This is a genomic window from Pontibacter anaerobius (genome assembly GCF_026241195.1).
Taxonomy (GTDB): Bacteria; Bacteroidota; Bacteroidia; order Cytophagales; family Hymenobacteraceae; genus Pontibacter; species Pontibacter anaerobius.
In genome coordinates, this window is the sequence record NZ_JAPFQO010000003.1 from 362,752 (window position 1) to 380,887 (window position 18,136).

At 51.6% G+C, this 18,136-nt stretch carries 18 protein-coding genes; 8 read left to right on the plus strand and 10 right to left on the minus strand.

The window, feature by feature from the left end:
* Positions 1 to 159: 159 nt before the first annotated feature.
* From OO017_RS07105 to OO017_RS07130, 6 genes are all read right to left on the minus strand, one after another.
* Positions 160 to 696, minus strand: a complete 537-nt coding sequence (locus OO017_RS07105; protein ID WP_266051768.1) for a hypothetical protein — start codon at positions 694 to 696, stop codon at positions 160 to 162.
* Between the two features lie 171 nt (positions 697 to 867).
* Positions 868 to 1,533, minus strand: coding sequence for a fasciclin domain-containing protein (locus tag OO017_RS07110; RefSeq protein WP_266051769.1), 666 nt, complete (start codon positions 1,531 to 1,533; stop codon positions 868 to 870).
* A 138-nt stretch (positions 1,534 to 1,671) separates the two neighbouring features.
* Positions 1,672 to 2,340, minus strand: coding sequence for a fasciclin domain-containing protein (locus OO017_RS07115; protein ID WP_266051770.1), 669 nt, complete (start codon positions 2,338 to 2,340; stop codon positions 1,672 to 1,674).
* A gap of 112 nt (positions 2,341 to 2,452) precedes the next feature.
* The gene (locus OO017_RS07120; protein ID WP_266051771.1) at positions 2,453 to 3,184 is read right to left on the minus strand and encodes a fasciclin domain-containing protein; all 732 of its coding nucleotides are present in this window, start codon (positions 3,182 to 3,184) and stop codon (positions 2,453 to 2,455) included.
* A 179-nt stretch (positions 3,185 to 3,363) separates the two neighbouring features.
* Positions 3,364 to 4,449, minus strand: a complete 1,086-nt coding sequence (locus OO017_RS07125; RefSeq protein WP_266051772.1) for a S1C family serine protease — start codon at positions 4,447 to 4,449, stop codon at positions 3,364 to 3,366.
* 31 nt (positions 4,450 to 4,480) lie between these two features.
* Positions 4,481 to 5,053, minus strand: a complete 573-nt coding sequence (locus OO017_RS07130) for an RNA polymerase sigma factor (RefSeq protein ID WP_266051773.1) — start codon at positions 5,051 to 5,053, stop codon at positions 4,481 to 4,483.
* 146 nt (positions 5,054 to 5,199) lie between these two features.
* Here OO017_RS07130 and OO017_RS07135 point away from each other — a divergent pair, with 146 nt between their 5' ends.
* Positions 5,200 to 5,394, plus strand: coding sequence for a hypothetical protein (locus tag OO017_RS07135; protein ID WP_266051774.1), 195 nt, complete (start codon positions 5,200 to 5,202; stop codon positions 5,392 to 5,394).
* A gap of 167 nt (positions 5,395 to 5,561) precedes the next feature.
* On the opposite strand, the gene OO017_RS07140 is transcribed toward OO017_RS07135, so the two are convergent.
* Positions 5,562 to 6,749: a proline dehydrogenase family protein gene (locus OO017_RS07140; protein WP_266051775.1), complete on the minus strand. Its 1,188-nt coding sequence runs from the start codon at positions 6,747 to 6,749 to the stop codon at positions 5,562 to 5,564.
* A 227-nt stretch (positions 6,750 to 6,976) separates the two neighbouring features.
* Between OO017_RS07140 and OO017_RS07145 the strand changes: the two genes are divergently transcribed.
* The 4 genes from OO017_RS07145 to OO017_RS07160 all read left to right on the plus strand — a co-directional run bounded on the left by OO017_RS07145 (position 6,977) and on the right by OO017_RS07160 (position 11,038).
* Positions 6,977 to 8,068 carry a chorismate mutase gene (locus tag OO017_RS07145; protein WP_439651299.1) on the plus strand — a complete coding sequence of 364 codons (1,092 nt, stop codon included), beginning with the start codon at positions 6,977 to 6,979 and terminating at the stop codon, positions 8,066 to 8,068.
* 167 nt (positions 8,069 to 8,235) lie between these two features.
* On the plus strand, positions 8,236 to 9,273 hold the full coding sequence (gene aroB, locus OO017_RS07150) for a 3-dehydroquinate synthase (RefSeq protein ID WP_266051777.1): 1,038 nt from the start codon (positions 8,236 to 8,238) through the stop codon (positions 9,271 to 9,273).
* On the plus strand, positions 9,270 to 10,499 hold the full coding sequence (locus OO017_RS07155) for a 3-phosphoshikimate 1-carboxyvinyltransferase (RefSeq protein WP_266051778.1): 1,230 nt from the start codon (positions 9,270 to 9,272) through the stop codon (positions 10,497 to 10,499). Before aroB ends, OO017_RS07155 begins: the two co-directional genes overlap by 4 nt.
* Positions 10,500 to 10,513: 14 nt before the next feature.
* Positions 10,514 to 11,038, plus strand: a complete 525-nt coding sequence (locus tag OO017_RS07160) for a hypothetical protein (RefSeq protein WP_266051779.1) — start codon at positions 10,514 to 10,516, stop codon at positions 11,036 to 11,038.
* A gap of 399 nt (positions 11,039 to 11,437) precedes the next feature.
* Here OO017_RS07160 and OO017_RS07165 read toward each other — a convergent pair whose 3' ends face one another.
* From OO017_RS07165 to OO017_RS07175, 3 genes are all read right to left on the minus strand, one after another.
* A complete protein-coding gene (locus tag OO017_RS07165) occupies positions 11,438 to 12,217 on the minus strand; it encodes a helical backbone metal receptor (RefSeq protein ID WP_266051847.1) in 780 nt (259 codons plus the stop codon).
* Positions 12,218 to 12,361: 144 nt separating this feature from the next.
* A complete protein-coding gene (locus OO017_RS07170) occupies positions 12,362 to 13,432 on the minus strand; it encodes a M42 family metallopeptidase (RefSeq protein WP_266051780.1) in 1,071 nt (356 codons plus the stop codon).
* 104 nt (positions 13,433 to 13,536) lie between these two features.
* A complete protein-coding gene (locus OO017_RS07175) occupies positions 13,537 to 15,096 on the minus strand; it encodes an acyl-CoA carboxylase subunit beta (RefSeq protein WP_266051781.1) in 1,560 nt (519 codons plus the stop codon).
* Between the two features lie 354 nt (positions 15,097 to 15,450).
* On the opposite strand from OO017_RS07175, the gene mltG reads away from it, so the two are divergent.
* The 3 genes from mltG to OO017_RS07190 all read left to right on the plus strand — a co-directional run bounded on the left by mltG (position 15,451) and on the right by OO017_RS07190 (position 18,075).
* Positions 15,451 to 16,524 carry an endolytic transglycosylase MltG gene (mltG, locus tag OO017_RS07180; RefSeq protein ID WP_266051782.1) on the plus strand — a complete coding sequence of 358 codons (1,074 nt, stop codon included), beginning with the start codon at positions 15,451 to 15,453 and terminating at the stop codon, positions 16,522 to 16,524.
* Positions 16,525 to 16,690: 166 nt separating this feature from the next.
* Entirely contained in the window at positions 16,691 to 17,101 is a 411-nt protein-coding gene (locus OO017_RS07185) for an acyl-CoA thioesterase (protein WP_266051783.1), read from the plus strand.
* Entirely contained in the window at positions 17,101 to 18,075 is a 975-nt protein-coding gene (locus OO017_RS07190; RefSeq protein ID WP_266051784.1) for a YihY/virulence factor BrkB family protein, read from the plus strand. Before OO017_RS07185 ends, OO017_RS07190 begins: the two co-directional genes overlap by 1 nt.
* Positions 18,076 to 18,136: the final 61 nt, after the last annotated feature.

Sequence of the window (18,136 nt, forward strand, 5' to 3'; positions counted from 1 at the left end):
GAATAGCTCTTTTTATAAGAAACATAGAAATACTTTATACTTGCTGTGTGTTTTTTAAGTATAGAGCTGTAAACAATCATCTTTAAGGTAAAAAGAAAAGCGCCTGGCACTGCTCTAAGTTGGCAGTACCAGGCGCTTTTTTTTAAGGGGAGTTACCTATTAATAATAGATATGCTCGCCTCTGTTTTTCTGGAAATGCGTATCGAAGTAACGGGCATCTTCCGGGTTGTGAGGCTTAAAGCCCAGCACAATGTTACCCTCTTTTACGCCAGTCTCATATACTTTAGCGCGCTCCTCAGGAATACCGGCACCAATCAGTGCACCGATCAGGCCACCTGTTAAGCCACCAGCACCAGCGCCAGCCAAACCGGCTGCCAAGGGGCCAGCCACTACCAGGCCAAGGCCAGGGATTGCTACCGAAGTACCAATAGCTGCCACGGCACCTACAATGGCACCTAGTGTACCACCAATGGCCGAACCTGCACCTGTACCTTCAAGCGACTTGTTGCCAAGCTCCGTGGTGTCATCTGCGTCCTCGTCTCCGAAGTGGCGCTTTCTGCCCTCGTCAGACATTACTACATTGATTTCATCTTTATCATAGCCGCGTGCACGCAATTCGTCGTAAGCACGCTCTGCACTTTCTCTGTCTCTAAACATGGCGGTCATCATGCCCGCCTTATCAGTTGTGTTTACCATAGCTTTTTTATTTTTGGTTTTTACGTTCATATAAAACCGGCAAGTACAATATAGCATTTGCCGGCTTTGTTAATTATAACGGGTCAGTTGGATTATAGTTACGGGTAACCGGCTTTGGCAACAAGGAGGCTATTTTAGTGCCTGTTGTTATTGCACTGCCTTTGCTATATACTATTCTGATGGTGGGGCCAGCACCCTGTCTATTATATGCACAACTCCGTTTGAGGCCTGCACGTCCGGTACGCGAATACTTGCGTCGCCTACTTTGATGCTATTGCCTTGGCGGGAGACAATAACCTCGTCGCCCTGGGCGGTTAGCATAGGTGTGCCATCTTTCATCTCATCCGTAGATATTCGGTTTGGAAGCACATGCGCCTGGATAATCCTCCTAAGCTCTAGCTTGTTATCAGGGCTTTTTAGGGCCTCTACTGTGCCGGCAGGTAAGGCGGCAAAGGCTTCGTTGGTTGGGGCAAACACGGTGTAAGGGGCAGGGCTCTCCAGTACAGTAACCATATCTGCTGCTTTAATGAGCTCCAGAAAAGTAGAAAGCTCCGGCGTTTGCTGGGCCAGTGCTACAATACTTGGTTTTCGACCCAACGGGTTATCGGCTGAAACCACGTCACGGGCAGGGTCTTCTTCCGACATGTCTGTATCTGGGTCCATAGGGGCTTGTGAGGCGTCTGTTTCAAGCTCTGCCTGCTGGTCTTCCAGCGCGTTAGCGGCGTCGCCCTCAGCACTCACTGTGCTGTTCATACTTGCGTTTGTATCGGAACCGGCACAACTCCAGAAAAGAGATGCTGCCATTAGGGCAAACGGTACTATCTTCAGTTTTTTCATAGTCTATAGGTTTGTTTTATTAATTTTTACATGATTCTGCCGCAAAATGTTAATCAGGTCAGTTCGGTTAGCTAGCAAAGGCAGGCGCCCTTCCACAACAGGAAGGGCGCCTGCCTAATTTCTGTACAAGTTGCCAGCCTAAAACTGATCTATGGTATCCACGATCGGTGCGATCACTTTATCCACTACATGCAGCACCCCGTTAGAAGCGTCTACATCTGCTTTCACAATGCTGGCGCCTCCAATAGTTACACCTGAGCCGCTATCGGCTATATCTACCATAATATACTCTCCTCCGCCGGTTTCTAGGCGCTGGCTGCTGTTAAAACCCGCCGAGTTTACTTTGCCAGGCAGTAAGTGGGCCTGTAGCAGTTTGATCAACTGTGCTTTGTTTTCGGTCTTCATTAGCGTGTTCAGAGAGTCCTGGGGCCATTGGGCGAAGGCCTGGTTGGTTGGGGCAAACACTGTAAAGGGCTCCTCCCGCTGCATCAGGGCGTCAGACAGTTCTGCCTGCTCTACCAATGTTGCAAAAGTAGACAGGTTCGGGTCCATTTTGGCCAGCGTTACTAGGTCGAACTGTGCTGTGTTGGCTACGCTGGTATACATCTGGCTGTAGTCAACATCCCTGGCACTACTGTCTATACTTGCCCCGGTGTGGGCCTCAGTTCCTGTTGTATCACTGGCCATTGTCTGCGCCTCGTTCACGTTCATGTTGTCCTGTGTGGTGTCGCTGGAGCTTGCGCAGCTAAACAGGCCTCCTGACACTATACCTGCAACTATAAGGGTTTGGGGGAATAGCTTTATCATATGCTGAATAGTTAAGTTAAAAGCGATAGCTATACTTTAAACGTGTGGTCTATAAAAAAGAAAGCTCTCTTAAAAATAAGAGAGCTTTCAACGTATCTAAGCTTAGTCAGGTTTAGTACCCAACATTATCGCCTTCCTGCACATCTTCAGGAAGTATAACACTATCGATCACATGGATGACACCATTCGATCCTTCAATGTTAGGGCGAATCACCTGGGCGCCGCCTACACGGATATTGGTATTGTTTACACCCACCTCAACCGGGATATAAGAATCCTCTGACATCTGGATGCGTGAGTTATTCTGGAACTGCATGGAAGATACCTCGCTAGGCAGTACGTGCGCCTGCAATACCCTCATCAACTGGGCTTTATTCTCAGACAGGAGCAGTGATTCCAGTTTCTCCTTAGGTATCTTCGCGAAGGCCTCGTTAGTAGGGGCGAACAGGGTGTATTCTTCTAACCTGTCAAGATCACTTTTCAGGTTAGCCTGTTCCATGAGTGTTACAAAAGTTGACAGGTTTGGTTCCATTTTAGCCAGTTCCAGCACATCGTACTGTTCTGTATCATCAATGTTCTCAAACATGTTATCAATCTCCACGGTGTTTTCCAGGGATAGGGAAGTTGTGGATAAGGTAGCAACTGGGGCAACGGCCACTACAGACTCTTCTACCACTACTGCATCCGCATCTTCAGTGTTACCAGCCATCGTCTGGGTTTCGCTCATGGTCATGTCGCTGTCCATGGCAGTGGTATCGTCCATTGTGTCGCTCGAACTCGCGCAGCCAAAGCCAAACAGCATGGTCGCAGCAAGAGCCATAGGTATGATTGTTCTCTTTTTCATAGCTTTCAGTTTATTATATTAGTGTTCAAAATAATATGGTAGCTCAGAAGCTCTGAGTACCTGTTTCACTTAATAATATAACTGAACTGCGCTGAAAATGTTGAGGTAACCTATTGGTTTTTCATTAGTTAAGAACAATTAAAGGCTGGTTGGACTTAAAGGTTACGCTACTCTGCTAATTAATTATATACTTTCACCACAAATACATGGTCTTGCAGCTTTTTGAGTTGCTGTGGTCTGTTTTGGGCTGAAAGAGTATTATTTTTGGGCAACGTTAACGGCTGCACCTGTCCGGTTATGGCTAGTTCATTGATCAGCTGAAGCAGGTAAGCGGATTTGATGGCAAATGCAGCACCTTCCTGTCCTGCCTGTTTGCCACTGATCACCCCGATCAGGTTACCCTTGTCATCCAGTAGCGGACCACCGCTGTTGCCGGGGTTCAGCGGAATCGAGATCTGGTAAGCCGTGGTATCGCCCTCGAAGCCAGAGGCAGAGCTAAGGGAGCCTTCTCCAAAAACAATATCCTCGCGTGGGTAACCAAGCGTAAACACACGCTCACCCAACTCGCTCTCCGTGTTCTTAAACGTGTAAGGCAGTTTGCCAAACCCTGCAAAATTTCCTTCAGATACCTTAAGTATGGATAGGTCATGTATCTCGTCGCGGTAAATCTCGCTTACTTTATACTTCAGGCCGGCCTTGTTCTCGATCATAATAGAGTCGGCGCCTTCTACTACGTGTGAGCTGGTCACCACATACCCATCGGAGGAGATGGCAAAGCCGGTACCGCTAAAAGCAGCCGGACGCGGCGCAGGTTTGCTGGCGTCGTTTATACCGTTGATAATGGCGGTTTGCGCTTTCTTGAGGCGCTCTACCTCGCGGCGCAACTCTACGTAGCGGGCTGTCTGCTGCTGCACAGGGGCTTTCATCTGCTGCACACTCCAGAGCGTACCAAATACCGAGAGTAACGACACACTGGCAGCCACTGCCACCGTTTGCTTGTGGCGGTTCCAGTATACTGTCCAGCCGTTTGGTGCGGCTGGCTGCTGCTCGGCCTCCATCTGGCTGTGAATATTGTTCAGTTGCTGGCGCAGGTCTCTGCGCTGGCCAAAGCCCTTCAGGGCCTGCAGCATTTGCCTGTGTTCGCGTACCTGCTCAGCCAGGCGTGCATCGGTGCGCAGCAGTGCCTCAAAGCCTGCCCTTTCCTCAGCGGCCATCTGCCCGTTCAGGTAACGTTCAATCTCTTCGTATGCGCGGTATTCTAACATGGTAGTCTTCTCCCAGAAAGTGTTTGCCTGATCAAACTTCAGGCTTATAGGTAGCAAAAAATATCTTCTTCAGGCGTTGCAGGCATTTATACTTCTGGTTCTTGGCTGTGTCGGTGTTGGTGTAGCCAAACTTGTCAGTAATGTCCTGCATGTTCTGCATGCGTATGTAATAATCCTCAATCAGGCTGCGGCACGGCTCGCCGAGCTGCTCCAGCGCATCACCCATCACCCCGAACTGCTTTTCCTGCTCCTCGTGGTGCAGGGTGTCTTCCTCAACGGGTACAAAGCTGTCGGTCTCATCCAGCCGGGTGGCGTAGCGGCCTTTCTCAGCCAGGCGCTTTAGCCAGAGCCTTCTGCACACCGAGTAGAGGTAAGTCTTTATCTGGCAGGTCAGCTCCAGGTTATTGTCCTTTATCTTCTCGTAAAAAACGATAACGCCTTCCTGGTAAATGTCCTTGGCCTCGTCATCGGTTCCGCTGTTACTCAAAATAAAGTGAGAAATCATTGGGAAGTATAGTTTGTACAGGTGGGCCAGCGCTCTTTCGTCGCTGCGCCGGATGCCCTCTATAACCGCCTCATCCGTCTCATACAAACTCTTCTTCATTCCAGTCAAATTTTAATACGCTTGCGGGCGTTTTGTAACCCATCAAAAAAATAATTTTAAAAATTTTCAGAAAGCAGGGTTACCTCTTCCCGTTTTCGGTATGAAGTTCAAAATCGAAACCAAAACACTTAATCACAAACACAAAAATGAAAAATTTATTCAAATTCGCTATCGTAGCCCTTGCTCTTGTTACTTTCACTGCTTGCAACGAAGAAGCAACTACTGAGACTGAAGCTGTTGAGACTGAAGTTGTAGAAGAGACTCCAGTTGTTGAGGAAGAAGTAGTAGTAGAAGAAGATTCTGCTGCTGTTGAGGCTGACTCTGCTACTGTAGTTGAGTAGTTATAAGTAAGGACTACAGCGAATAGCTTATAGTTCCGAAACACATCATCGGGCCTCGTGCATCTGCGCGAGGCCCGATGCTTTTTAGGCCAGCGCAAAACACGCCAGCGCTTGTATAAAAGCAGCAAGGCCAGCTAAAGTATAGCTGGCCTTGCTGCTTTTATACTTTAGCGTTTTGCTGCCTTACGGCGTTCTATTTCACTTTGGATCAGGCTAAACTCGCGGCTGCTCTGCCCGGCTATAGCTGTGTTCTCATTGGCGCGGCGCAGCAGGTAAGGCATCACCTCTACCACCGGGCCGTATGGTACGTACTTGGCTACGTTGTAACCGGCGTTTGCCAGGTTATAGGAGAGGTTGTCGCTCATGCCGAAGAGCTGGGCAAAGTATACGCGCGGGTCGTTCGGGGCAATGTTGTGCTCGGCCATCAGCTCCATCAGCAGGTAACAACTGGCCTCGTTGTGGGTGCCGTTGCAGAAGGCGATGCGGTCAATATGATCCACGCAGAAGCGCAGCGCATTGTCAAACAGCTTATCGCTAGCCTCTTTGGTCGGGTTGATTGGGCTCTCGTACCCTTCCAGCTGCGCGCGCTTTCGCTCCTTCTCCATGTAGGCGCCGCGCACCAGCTTGGCACCCATGTAGTAGCCGCCCTTTATGGCATTCTCGTAATCGCGCTGGAGTACGTCGAGCCTATCGTGGCGGTAGAGTTGGTATGTGTTGTAGATGTTAGCCTTCTCCTTGTTATAGAGCTCCATCATCTCGTAGGTCAGGTTATCGATGGTATCCTGAATCCAGCTTTCCTCCGCATCTATAAACACGCGTACATCGCGTTTGTAACAACGCTCACAGATCTCGTTCACGCGGTCGCGGCCACGCTCAAAGGCGGCACGCTCGGTAACGGAAAGCTCCTGCTTCTTCTGCACCTTCTCCAACAGGTTAATGTCGATCAGGCCGGTGATTTTGAAGACCGAGAACGGGATATTTTTATTGCCGTGGGCTTTCTCGATGCCGTGCAGCAGTTCGTCGCGGGTGGCGTCGAAGCTTTTCTCATCGCCCTCGCCCTCCACCGAGTAATCCAGAATAGTGCCGATGTTATACTTTGCCAGCTCCTGCACCGCGCGCTCCGACTCCTCAATGGTTTCGCCGCCGCAGAAGTGGTTGAAGATAGTTGGCTTGATCAGGAATTTAACGGGGAGATGCAGGTTTAGGGCCGTGTTCAGCAGGGCGCCGCCAGCCTTCACAAAAGTGTTGCTGTTCATGGCCTTAAACAGCAGGTACATCTTAAACAGCTCAGTATCGGATTTGGATGAAAAAGCGACTGCTGTATCGTCGAAAGAGACTTTGGTAATCAGGTTCATGTAAGGTTGTATTAGCGGTGCAAAGATAGTGCTTCGGGCCTAGTACACAACCATAAACAACGGCTGCATCAGGTAAATTTATACTTTGCCGTAAGTATAAACCACACGCACTGTTTTGCTGTTTAGCTTTAAGGGCGATGCTGGCCCGGCCGGCCGGGTTAATTTATACTTTAACGGCTGCCTTTTTTGCGCCGCATCGGCTACCTTTGTAACAATACATGCAATTGATGAAGTTTAATCCTACGAAGTCTTTTTTCACGGAGCTGCAGGCAGGGCAGGGGCACCCGCTTGTAATTGCCGGCCCGTGCAGTGCCGAAACCGAGGAGCAGGTGATGCAAACGGCCGCGGCGCTGAAGCAGCAGAACGTCCACTTGTTCAGGGCCGGTATCTGGAAGCCGCGCACGCGCCCGGGCAGTTTTGAGGGCGTGGGCTCCAAAGGGCTGGCCTGGCTGAACCGCGTAAAGCGTGAGCTGGGGATGCGGGTGGCCATCGAGGTAGCCACCGCCCGCCATGTGGAGGAAGCGTTGAAGCAGGAGATAGATGTGCTCTGGATCGGTGCCCGCACGACCGTGAACCCCTTTGCCGTGCAGGAGATAGCCGATGCGCTGCAAGGTGTGAATGTGCCGGTGATGGTGAAGAACCCCGTGAACCCGGACCTAGCGCTGTGGATCGGGGCCATCGAGCGGATGTACCATGCAGGCGTTACAGATTTAGCGGCCATTCATCGCGGCTTTTCCTCTTACCAGAAATCAAAGTATAGGAATGTGCCGGTGTGGCAGATCCCGATCGAGCTGAAGGCGCGTTACCAGAGCCTGCCGATGATCGTGGACCCTAGCCACATCGGGGGCAAGCGCGACCTGATCTTCCCGGTGTCGCAGAAGGCGCTGGACCTGGGCTACGACGGTATGATGATAGAAACGCACCTGACCCCGGACAAGGCGCTGAGCGATGCGGAGCAGCAGGTAACCCCCGATGCCCTGAAAGCCATACTTGCCAAACTGCAGGTACGTAAAACAAATTACGATGATGCCGAGCTGGTGAATCGGGCCGAGGAACTTCGCCTGCAGATAGACGCTGCCGACCACGACATTATTGCGGCCCTGGGCCGGCGCATGGCGCTGGTGGAGCAGATAGGGGAGTATAAAAAACTGAACAACGTGCAGGTGCTGCAGCTGGAGCGCTGGAAGGAAATCTTCCGGAGCCGCGGCGAGTGGGCCGAGGATGCCGGCCTGAACCATGCCTTCATTGAAGAGCTTTACAAACTGATCCACGTGGAATCCATCCGAAAGCAAACCCAGATTTTAGACGGGGACCGGTGATTAAAGGGAATATCTGGTGATTAAGGAGGTTTTTTTAGATTAAATAAGGTTTCTTAATCAGATATAATAAGCATAATTTATGCATTGAAATTAAACGGATTAAGTTTGATTGACAGATTTCTTAATCAATCCTAATCTATAAAGTCACTTTAATCTGTGGTCTTACTATGACTGAATCGATACATATTGGCCACGATGCGCTGAAGGAACTGCCGGAACTGCTGAAGAACCGGGCGTTCAGCAAGGTGGCGGTGCTGGTGGATGAGAACACGCTGCATCACTGCTACCCTTTGTTGAAGCCATACTTGCCTGAGCACGACCTCATCCAGATTAAGAGCGGCGAGGAACACAAAACGCTGCAAACATGTGAGCAGATCTGGCAGCGCATGACCGAGCTGAACCTGGACCGCTGGTCGGTGCTGGTAAACCTGGGCGGCGGCGTGATCGGCGATATGGGTGGTTTCTGTGCGGCCGTTTTTAAGCGCGGGATTTTCTTTGTGCAGGTGCCCACCACGCTGCTGGCGCAGGTTGATGCCAGTGTGGGCGGCAAAACCGGCATCGACTTTCATGGGCTCAAGAACCATATCGGCGTGTACCAGGAGCCGCAGGCGGTGTTCATAAACCCTGCTTTCCTGCAGACACTGCTGCAGCGCGAACTGAAATCCGGCTATGCCGAGATCATCAAACACTGGCTGATCGCTGACAAGGATGCCTTTATGGAGCAGCGCCACATCGGCTTGTTCACAGAGGATTGGGAGGGGCTCATTCGTCACTCCGTACGTATAAAATCCAGTGTGGTGGAGCAGGACCCGCTGGAGGGCGGCCTGCGCAAGATTCTGAACTTCGGGCATACGGTGGGCCATGCCGTGGAAAGTTACCTGCTTGAGAGGCCAGAGCGCGCGCTGCTGCACGGCGAGGCCGTGGCCGTTGGCATGCTCTGCGAGGCCTGGATCAGCAAAAAGCATGAACTGCTGCAGGCAGATGAACTGGATAAGATCGAGACATTCCTGGTTTCTATTTACGAGAAGGTGAAGCTGTCGGAAGAGGATATCCAGCATATAGCCCAGCTGGCGCTCCAGGACAAGAAGAACACCCGCTCCACCATCAACTGCACCTTGCTGCAAGGCATCGGCAAAGCCGTGTACGACCAGCCCATAACGGTGCAGGAAATCGTTGAATCCTTACGCTACTACACCTTACTATGAGCCAGAGCCTCACCCTTAGCCACCCCACCGGTAAATTGAATGGAAGTATAAAACTGCCGGCTTCCAAAAGCGAGGCCAACCGTGCCCTCATCATTGCGGCGCTGTCGGGACAGGAGTCGCAGCTGCACAACCTTTCCGAAGCCAACGATACCCAACTGTTGCAGCGCCTGCTGCAGAGCGATGCCGAAACCATAGATGCCGAGGACGCCGGCACGGTGATGCGCTTCCTGACCGCCTATTACGCCGTTACCGGCCAGAAAAAGACGCTTACAGGCACGGACCGCATGTGCCAGCGGCCCATTAAAATTCTGGTGGAGGCGCTGCGGAAGTTAGGTGCAAATATAGATTACCTGGGAGAGGAGGGGTATCCACCTTTAAAAATCAATGGTTTTACGGGCACCGGCCAAAAGCACCTGAAAGTCCGCAGCGACATCAGCAGCCAGTATATCTCGGCTTTGCTCATGATTGCGCCCCTGCTGCCAGAGGGGCTGGAGCTGGAACTGGAAGGCAAAATCGGATCGCGGCCATACATTGAGATGACGCTCTCGCTGATGCAGCACTTTGGCGTAAGAGCTGATTTCTCCGGAAACACCATCTCTGTAAAGCCCCAAAAGTATACATGCGCAGCGTTTACGGTAGAGTCCGACTGGTCGGCGGCGAGCTATTGGTACAGTCTGGTGGCGCTGGCAAATGAGGCGGAAATCACCCTGCTGGGCCTGAAAGAGCAATCGTTTCAGGGCGACCGGGCCATTGCGGACATTATGTACCGGCTGGGCGTGTACACCGAGTTTACCGCAGAGGGGGTTCGGCTACTGAAAAAGGAGCACGAGCGGCACATTTCGTTAGACTTCTCGGATTGTCCGGACCTGGCGCAGACCGTGGTGGCTTTGTGTGCCGGCATTGGTGTAACCGTGGATATGACGGGGCTGGAAAGCTTGCGCATAAAAGAAACAGACCGCATTCAGGCCCTTCAGATTGAGGTGCTAAGTATGAATTCGTCGCTGCGGGAGGTTACGCCGGGTGTTTTCCGCCTGGAGCCTGACATCCTCCAGAAAAAGCAACTGAGTTTCCGCACGTACCAGGATCACCGCATGGCCATGGCCTTTGCCCCGCTTGCCCTGCTGCAACCCGTGGAGATTCAGGAGCCGGGCGTGGTGCGCAAATCCTACCCAAGGTTTTGGGAGGACCTGGAGAAGGTGGGTTTTGAGATAAAGTATAAAATATAAAGTATAGCCGGCTTATGCAGGAGCGGAAATTATACGGAGACGCCAGACTTATAAAAGAGCGCCTGAACGAGATGCAGCTGATGGAAGAGGCGGCAGGCGGCTGGGCGGCTGTGTACAAGGATGCCGCTGCGGGCAGGTTCTGGATGAAGTGCTACACCACAGCCGGCGAGCAGTCTGACGGTGGCTACGAGCTGCTTATCAAATTGCCTCTGCCTTCCACAGGCGAGTTGATTGCTGCCGCGCTAGATTCCCCGTTTGAGGATGAGGCCGTGGCTGCTGTAATGCGGTTACTGGAGGAGGAGGCCGTGGAGAAAAAGGATTTTCGGGAGCAGCTGCTGCAGCAACTGGAGGCACCGGACCTGGCAAGTATAACCGATGAACAGAAGCAGCGGCTCCGGAAGATCATCACGCTTACTTCTTTAGCAGACCCTATGAACAAACGGGAGGTGAAAGGCAAGACCGCTGAAGAGGTGGAGGCAGACGCCGCATACTTCGAGGCGGTGTCGGAGCGGGCGCGAAAGCTGCTCCGGAAGTTGTAACCTTAGTTCTGCCGCAAGTTTAGCGATAGCGCAAATGTGGGTATGCATGATGCAAGATTTCGACTTTCTTTCTGTGAAGCAGAAAAACAGGTAGTAGGTATAAGTATAAGGCAGTTGCAGGTGTTGTCTCGCTGTAGCGGATTTGTAACCACAGCTGTTCCGGATTTGCAATCCGGAACTCGGCTAGTAGCGGATTTGTAATCCGCGAGCTTGCTAGTAGCTGTTGCCTTTGCTACTGAAGATTACAAATCCGCTACAGCTGTGTATCCTCAAGCAAGCATAAGTATAGAGCTAATGCCGCTGCAGGTTTTGCTTTTGCAAAGCAAAGAAGCTGAAAGCTTCTGCCATGTACAACCACATTTCGCTATCGCTAAACTTGCGGCAGTGCCAGATTTATACTTATACCTCTAACTCCCGCTTCACCTCCTCTACTACCTGCTGCAGGTAAGCAGGTGCTTTTACCAGTCTGCTGCCGTACCAGCTGAACATCTCGCCATCCACCACTTTTATACTTGCCTGCGGGCACAGCTCCTGAAATTCCTGTATATGCTTCTCCTTAAAAGGATAGGGCTCCGAGGATAGAAGTATAAGCTGCGGAGCAGCCTGCTGCAGCTGTTCCGGCGAAATCTCGGGGTAGCGCTCCAGATCAGCGAAGACATTGGAAAACCCGCAGCGGCCCAGCATATGATCGATGATGTTGTGGCTGCCTACGGCCATGTAAGGATTGCGCCAGATGAAATAAGACGTTTTTATACCTGGCTGCATCGGCTGCAGCTGCTCAAAACCAGCTTTTATACGTTGCTCCAGTTCTGCGGCTATGGCCTCGGTGCCGGTTAGCTGCCCCACCTGCTGCAGCATCTGCAGCGCATCCGCCAAAGTATAAATATCGCTCATCCATACCTTATACTTTGCCTGTAAAGCTTCAATGCCCTCCTTATAGTTCTCTTCTTTGTTGCCGATAATCAGGTCTGGCTGCAGTTCATCGATCTTATCGAAATGGAAATTCTTGGTGCCGCCGATCTTTACCTTTTGCTTTACCTGCTCTTTTGGGTGGATACAGAATTTGGTAACCCCTACAATCTTATCGGCTAAGCCAAGGTCAAATAAAAGCTCGGTTTGGGAAGGCACTAAAGAGACGATGCGCTGCGGGGGATGCGGCAGCATAATCTGGTGGCCCATTTGGTCAGTAAAAGTCACGGAGATAAAAGTATAAATGGTTTTAAGCTATCTGAACATACGCAGGACCGGGCAGAAAAACAAAAACCTCACAGGCCAATGGTTGGCACTGCGAGGTTCTATATACTCGGCTAAAAGTATGAAATCTTAGGTCAGGTAGCGGAAATCCTGCTTGTCCTGAATTTTAAGTATCGTTTCGTAGATCATCTTGATCACATTGTCCACATCGTCTTTGTGCACGGTCTCCACAGTGGTGTGCATGTACTTCAGCGGCAGCGAGATAAGGGCAGAGGCCACGCCGGCATTGGAGTAGGCAAAGGCATCTGTATCGGTGCCGGTAGCACGTGAAACAGCCGAGCGCTGGAACGGAATCTCTTTTTCCTGCGCCGTGCGGATGATCAGGTCGCGGAGGTTGTTCTGTACGGCCGGGCCATAGGCGATCACCGGACCTTTGCCGCAGTGGATGTCGCCGCTGTTCTTCTTGTCATACATCGGTGACTGCGTATCATGGGTAACATCGGTGATGATCGCTACATTGGGCTTAATGCGGTGCGCAATCATCTCGGCACCACGCAAGCCTATCTCTTCCTGCACAGAGTTAACAATGTACAGGCCGAACGGCAACTGCTGGCCTTCCTCCTTTAAGCGGCGTGCCACCTCGGCAATCATAAAGCCACCGATGCGGTTATCCAGCGCGCGACCCACGTAGTAGCGGTCGTTCATTACGGTAAACTCATCCTCGAAGGTAGCTACGCAGCCCACGTGTATACCCATTTTCTCCACTTCCTCGCGGTTGCTGGCGCCGCAGTCCAGGAACACGGTCTCAATGGTTGGGGCCTTGTCGTTCTCCACCTTACGCACGTGTATGGCCGGCCACCCGAAAACAGCTTTCACAACACCTTTGGCAGTATAAATGTTCACGCGCTTGGATGGCGCTATCAGCGCATCGGAGCCGCCGTTGCGCTTCAGGTAAATGTAACCCTCTGGCGTTATGTAGTTTACAAACCATGAGATCTCGTCGGCATGGGCCTCAATCACCACTTTATACTCTGCCTCCGGGTTGATAACGCCTACTACGGTGCCGTAAGTATCTACAAGATATTCGTCAATGTATGGCTTCATGTACTCCAGCCACAGTTTCTGGCCCTCCGACTCAAAGCCGGTAGGGGAGGAGTTATTCAGGTATTTCTGCAGAAAATCAAAAGATTCTTGTCTCATGTGTAAGGTGGTGGTTGTTAAGTTAGCGTTTGATTTCATATTAGGCCCGTGCATCTTTAAAACTCACCCCTGCACACAGGCCAAAAGTATACTATAAGCTTTAATTATAACGGAATGTTTCCGTGCTTCTTGCGTGGCAGCGTTACTGCCTTGTTTTCCAGCATCTTAAATGCCTTTATCAATTTAGCCCTGGTCTCTGATGGCATGATCACCTCGTCGATAAAGCCACGGTGGGCGGCACGATAAGGCGTGGCGAATTTCTCCTTATACTCCTGCACCTTCTCGGCCAGTTTTGCCTCCGGGTCCTCGGCGGTGGCGATCTCACGCTTAAAGATGATCTCGGCAGCGCCCTGCGCGCCCATTACGGCGATCTCGGCGGTTGGCCAGGCAAAGTTCATGTCGGCGCCGATGTGCTTGGAGTTCATCACGTCGTAAGCACCGCCGTAAGCCTTACGGGTAATCACCGTGATGCGCGGAACCGTGGCCTCGCAGAAGGCATATAGCAGCTTGGCACCGTTGGTAATGATGCCGCGCCACTCCTGGTCGGTGCCCGGCAGGAAGCCCGGAACATCTTCCAGCACCAGCAGCGGCACGTTAAAGCTGTCGCAGAAGCGCACAAAGCGGGCGGCCTTGGTGCTGGCGTTAATGTCGAGCACACCGGCGAGCACGGCTGGCTGGTTCCCCACAATGCCTATACTTCTGCCACCCAATCGGGCAAAGCCCACCACAATATTATCTCCGAAGTTTTTGTGCACCTCAAAGAAGGAGTCTGCATCTATAATGCCCTCTATCACCTCACGGATGTCGTAAGGTTGGTTCGGGTTCTCCGGTATGATGGAATCGAGTACGTGGCGTGTTTCGTCGGCCTGCGGCTCGTATGGCAGCGATGGTGGCAGCTCCTCGCAGTTCTGCGGAATGTAGCTGAGCAGTTTTTTGATGTAGGTGATGCACTCTACCTCGTTGGCGCAGGAGAAGTGCGTTACGCCGCTCTTGGTGCTGTGGGTGCTGGCGCCGCCCAGTTCCTCAGAGGTTACGTTCTCGTGCGTTACCGTTTTTACCACGTTTGGTCCGGTCACGAACATATAAGACGTGTCCTCCACCATCATGATAAAATCGGTGATGGCCGGGGAGTATACGGCACCGCCAGCGCATGGGCCCATGATGGCTGAAATTTGTGGGATAACGCCGGAGGCCAGCGTGTTGCGGTAGAAAATATCGGCATAGCCACCCAACGACACCACACCCTCCTGGATCCGCGCGCCGCCGGAGTCATTCAGGCCGATAACCGGGGCTCCGTTCTTCATCGCCAGCTCCATGATCTTTACGATCTTCTCGGCGTGTGTCTCAGAGAGCGAACCGCCCAACACGGTAAAGTCTTGGGAGAAAACATACACCAGGCGGCCGTTGATGGTGCCGTAGCCGGTTACCACGCCATCGCCCAGGAAGTACTGCTTGTCCAGGCCGAAGTCCTTGGAGCGGTGCATCACAAACTTACCGATCTCCTCAAACGAGCCTTCATCCATCAGCAGGTGTATACGCTCACGGGCGGTTAACTTGCCTTTTTTATGCTGTGCTTCAATTCTTTCCTTTCCACCGCCAAGTAAGGCTTCGGCATTTTTGCGCTCAAGGGTTTCTATCTGGGCCTGTCTGGTTTCTCCTGCCATGTTATGGATATAAATGTATGTACAGTTCTTAGGTTAGTTTCCTCAAATTTATAAACTCTGTCGCTAATTATGGTACAGTTGTAGCATTTTTTGGATACAGGGTTGATGATGTCGTAACATCGCCCGGGCAGGTAGAAGATATTGGGTTTCCGGGATGCGGTAGAAAAAGCGCTGCCAGTGTGCTCAGAAGTATAAACTTAGGTTGTCGGGCTTGTACTTGCAGCCACCCCGGATAGGGTATAAAAGGCAATTTCTGTCACTCTCGTTCTTAATTAACTGCAGATGTGCTATTTTTGGGGCCTTGAAAAGATGGTAGCGGAACCTAAACCCTGTTCCGAGCCTTTTATGTACATTATGGCCAACGAAGTCAATAACCCAGTAAAAAGAAAGCGAAAAGAGAAGAGCAAGCTGGTGCCCAGCCTGATCGTGCTGTTCCTGTTCCTGTTTGTGAGCTTCTCTTACTATGCTTACCAGATCGTGTACACGGCAAACGTGGATACGAAAGAGCGCGAAGTATACGTGCTCATCCCCACAGGAGCCACCTACGAGCAAGCCATGGACTCTGTGGAAGCCAGCGGCGTGATTATCGACAGGCTGTCGCTGCGCTTTATGTCCAAACTGATGGATTACGATAAGCTCGTGAAGCCAGGCCGCTACAAACTTGAAAACGGCTGGAACAACCGCCAGTTGATCGGGGTGCTGCGCCTGGGCCAGCAAATGCCGCTTAACCTCACCTTCAGCAATGTGCGCTTGCGCAGCCAGCTGGCCGAGAAACTGGCTACTGACCTGGAGGCAAGCGAGCAGGAGCTGGACAGCCTGCTCAACGACCCGGTATACCTGCAGACCTTGGGCTTCGACACGACTAACATCGTGAGCATGTTCATCCCGAACACCTATGAAGTATACTGGACCACCACGGCGCCGGAGCTTATGCAGCGCATGAAAACGGAGTACGACAAGTTCTGGACAGATGAGCGCAAGGCTAAGGCGGAGCAACTGGGCCTGACGCCGCAGCAGGTGTCTACGCTGGCCTCTATTGTGCAAGCCGAAACACTGAAAAGCGACGAGAAACCGCGTGTGGCCGGCGTTTACCTGAACCGCCTGCAGCGCGGCATGCTGCTGCAAGCCGACCCGACCGTGGTATTTGCCGTGCGTGACTTCACCATTCGTCGCGTGCTCAACAAGCACCTTACCCACGATTCTCCTTACAACACCTATAAGTATAAAGGCTTGCCACCGGGGCCTATTAACGTGCCGGTTATCTCCAGCATAGATGCGGTGCTGAACCCTGAGCAGCACAAGTATATATATTTCTGCGCCAAAGACGATTTCTCCGGTTACCATGCGTTTGCTTCTACGGTGGCTGAGCACCAGGCAAACGCCCGCCGTTTTCACCGTGCCCTGAACGAGCGCAACATTATGAAGTAGAGTTGTTTGTTGTTCCTTACCCGTATCAGCAGTATGGGCATAATTTGAAAATATAGGGAGCGGGAGTATAGTAAAGTATAATTTGGCCGGACCGACAGCTTGACGGAAAATTCGTTATACTTAACTTGTCTTTCGTCGTAATATCCGCCAATAACCAGCAACTAAGATGTTCGAATCAGAAGTACAGATACGTGTGCGTTACGCCGAAACCGATCAGATGGGCTATGTATACCATGGTAACTACGCCGCCTACTATGAGGTGACGCGCACCGAGGTATTCCGCCGGCTGGGCATAGAGTACAAGGAGATGGAGGCGACCGGCACCATGATGCCGGTGCTGGAGCTGAAGAGCAAGTTTATCCGCCCGGCAAAGTATGACGACCTGCTTACCATAAAACTGCTCTTGAAAAGCAAACCGCATGGTACACGTATAAAGTTTGAGTACGAGGTGTACAATGAGGAGGGCACGCTGCTAACCCTGGGTGAGACCCTGATGGTGTTCGTGGATATGAAGACCGGCCGCCCCACAGAGGTGCCCGCCCTCATCCACGGTAAGTTAGACGAGTATTTTAGTTAATGAGGCTAAACCAGCAATACCTGAAGCGCCGCCGCGCCTACCGCCAATTCATCGTTTTCCTGAAACGGTGGCGGTTCAACAATGGCAGGTCTTCGTTGTATGATGTGGCTGACGTGCTGATAGGGGAGTTGCGCCTGGATTCTATCACCAAGCGGGCCTCGTACATGGCCTTTAACTTCACGCTGGCAACCTTCCCGACTATCATCTTCCTTTTTACGCTCATCCCATATATACCCAGCATTTTGTCGCTGGACCTGGGCGAGAGCATCCTCGACTTTATGGCCGACTTTATGCCCGGAGAGATGTATGCGGTGGCCTACGGCACGATTGAGGATATCGTAAATAAACCGCGCGGGGGCCTTCTTTCCTTTGGTTTCCTGTTCGCGCTGGTGCTCTCTACCAACGGTATTATGTCGCTAATGGACGCTTTCGACAAGAAATACCATACTTTCTACAAGCGCACTTACCTGCGTAAGCGGCTCATCGCAACCATACTTACCGCGGTGCTGAGCATGATTCTGCTCACGGCAGTGGCGGCGATCTTTTTTGGGCAGTGGATTTTGGATGTGTTGGTTTTCTATGAGGTTGTGACGGAGAGTTATACCTATACCTTACTGGTGGTGCTCAAGTATGTCGCCATTATTATGCTGTTCCTGCTGGCCACCTCGCTCATTTACTACTTTGTGCCAGCCATAGAGGACAAATGGCCATTCTTCTCGGCAGGTGCTGTGGTGGCTACCGGACTTATCTTTCTGGTGTCGATGGGCTTCTCGCTCTACATCAGCGCTTTCGATACGTACAACAAGTTCTACGGTTCCATCGGCGCCCTCATCGGTCTGATGATCTGGCTTGATTTTGTATCCATGATCCTTATACTTGGTTTCGAGATAAACGTCAGCATTGACACCGTGACCAAACGATTGGTGCGTACGCCCACCACACACTCGGGCAAAATGGCGAAAGCGAAAGTATAGTTCTGATACAGCTTGCTTTGATGTATTCCCTATTTTTTTACCCTACAGGGAAGTATAAACG

What these genes read in the sequence shown, in the direction of transcription:
- OO017_RS07105 (WP_266051768.1), bottom strand. Translation starts at nt 696, where the DNA reads ATGGTAAACACAACTGATAAGGCGGGCATGATGACCGCCATGTTTAGA.
- OO017_RS07110 (WP_266051769.1), bottom strand. Translation starts at nt 1,533, where the DNA reads ATGAAAAAACTGAAGATAGTACCGTTTGCCCTAATGGCAGCATCTCTT.
- OO017_RS07115 (WP_266051770.1), bottom strand. Translation starts at nt 2,340, where the DNA reads ATGATAAAGCTATTCCCCCAAACCCTTATAGTTGCAGGTATAGTGTCA.
- OO017_RS07120 (WP_266051771.1), bottom strand. Translation starts at nt 3,184, where the DNA reads ATGAAAAAGAGAACAATCATACCTATGGCTCTTGCTGCGACCATGCTG.
- OO017_RS07125 (WP_266051772.1), bottom strand. Translation starts at nt 4,449, where the DNA reads ATGTTAGAATACCGCGCATACGAAGAGATTGAACGTTACCTGAACGGG.
- OO017_RS07130 (WP_266051773.1), bottom strand. Translation starts at nt 5,053, where the DNA reads ATGAAGAAGAGTTTGTATGAGACGGATGAGGCGGTTATAGAGGGCATC.
- OO017_RS07135 (WP_266051774.1), top strand. Translation starts at nt 5,200, where the DNA reads ATGAAAAATTTATTCAAATTCGCTATCGTAGCCCTTGCTCTTGTTACT.
- OO017_RS07140 (WP_266051775.1), bottom strand. Translation starts at nt 6,749, where the DNA reads ATGAACCTGATTACCAAAGTCTCTTTCGACGATACAGCAGTCGCTTTT.
- OO017_RS07145 (WP_439651299.1), top strand. Translation starts at nt 6,977, where the DNA reads ATGAAGTTTAATCCTACGAAGTCTTTTTTCACGGAGCTGCAGGCAGGG.
- aroB (WP_266051777.1), top strand. Translation starts at nt 8,236, where the DNA reads ATGACTGAATCGATACATATTGGCCACGATGCGCTGAAGGAACTGCCG.
- OO017_RS07155 (WP_266051778.1), top strand. Translation starts at nt 9,270, where the DNA reads ATGAGCCAGAGCCTCACCCTTAGCCACCCCACCGGTAAATTGAATGGA.
- OO017_RS07160 (WP_266051779.1), top strand. Translation starts at nt 10,514, where the DNA reads ATGCAGGAGCGGAAATTATACGGAGACGCCAGACTTATAAAAGAGCGC.
- OO017_RS07165 (WP_266051847.1), bottom strand. Translation starts at nt 12,217, where the DNA reads ATGGGCCACCAGATTATGCTGCCGCATCCCCCGCAGCGCATCGTCTCT.
- OO017_RS07170 (WP_266051780.1), bottom strand. Translation starts at nt 13,432, where the DNA reads ATGAGACAAGAATCTTTTGATTTTCTGCAGAAATACCTGAATAACTCC.
- OO017_RS07175 (WP_266051781.1), bottom strand. Translation starts at nt 15,096, where the DNA reads ATGGCAGGAGAAACCAGACAGGCCCAGATAGAAACCCTTGAGCGCAAA.
- mltG (WP_266051782.1), top strand. Translation starts at nt 15,451, where the DNA reads ATGGCCAACGAAGTCAATAACCCAGTAAAAAGAAAGCGAAAAGAGAAG.
- OO017_RS07185 (WP_266051783.1), top strand. Translation starts at nt 16,691, where the DNA reads ATGTTCGAATCAGAAGTACAGATACGTGTGCGTTACGCCGAAACCGAT.
- OO017_RS07190 (WP_266051784.1), top strand. Translation starts at nt 17,101, where the DNA reads ATGAGGCTAAACCAGCAATACCTGAAGCGCCGCCGCGCCTACCGCCAA.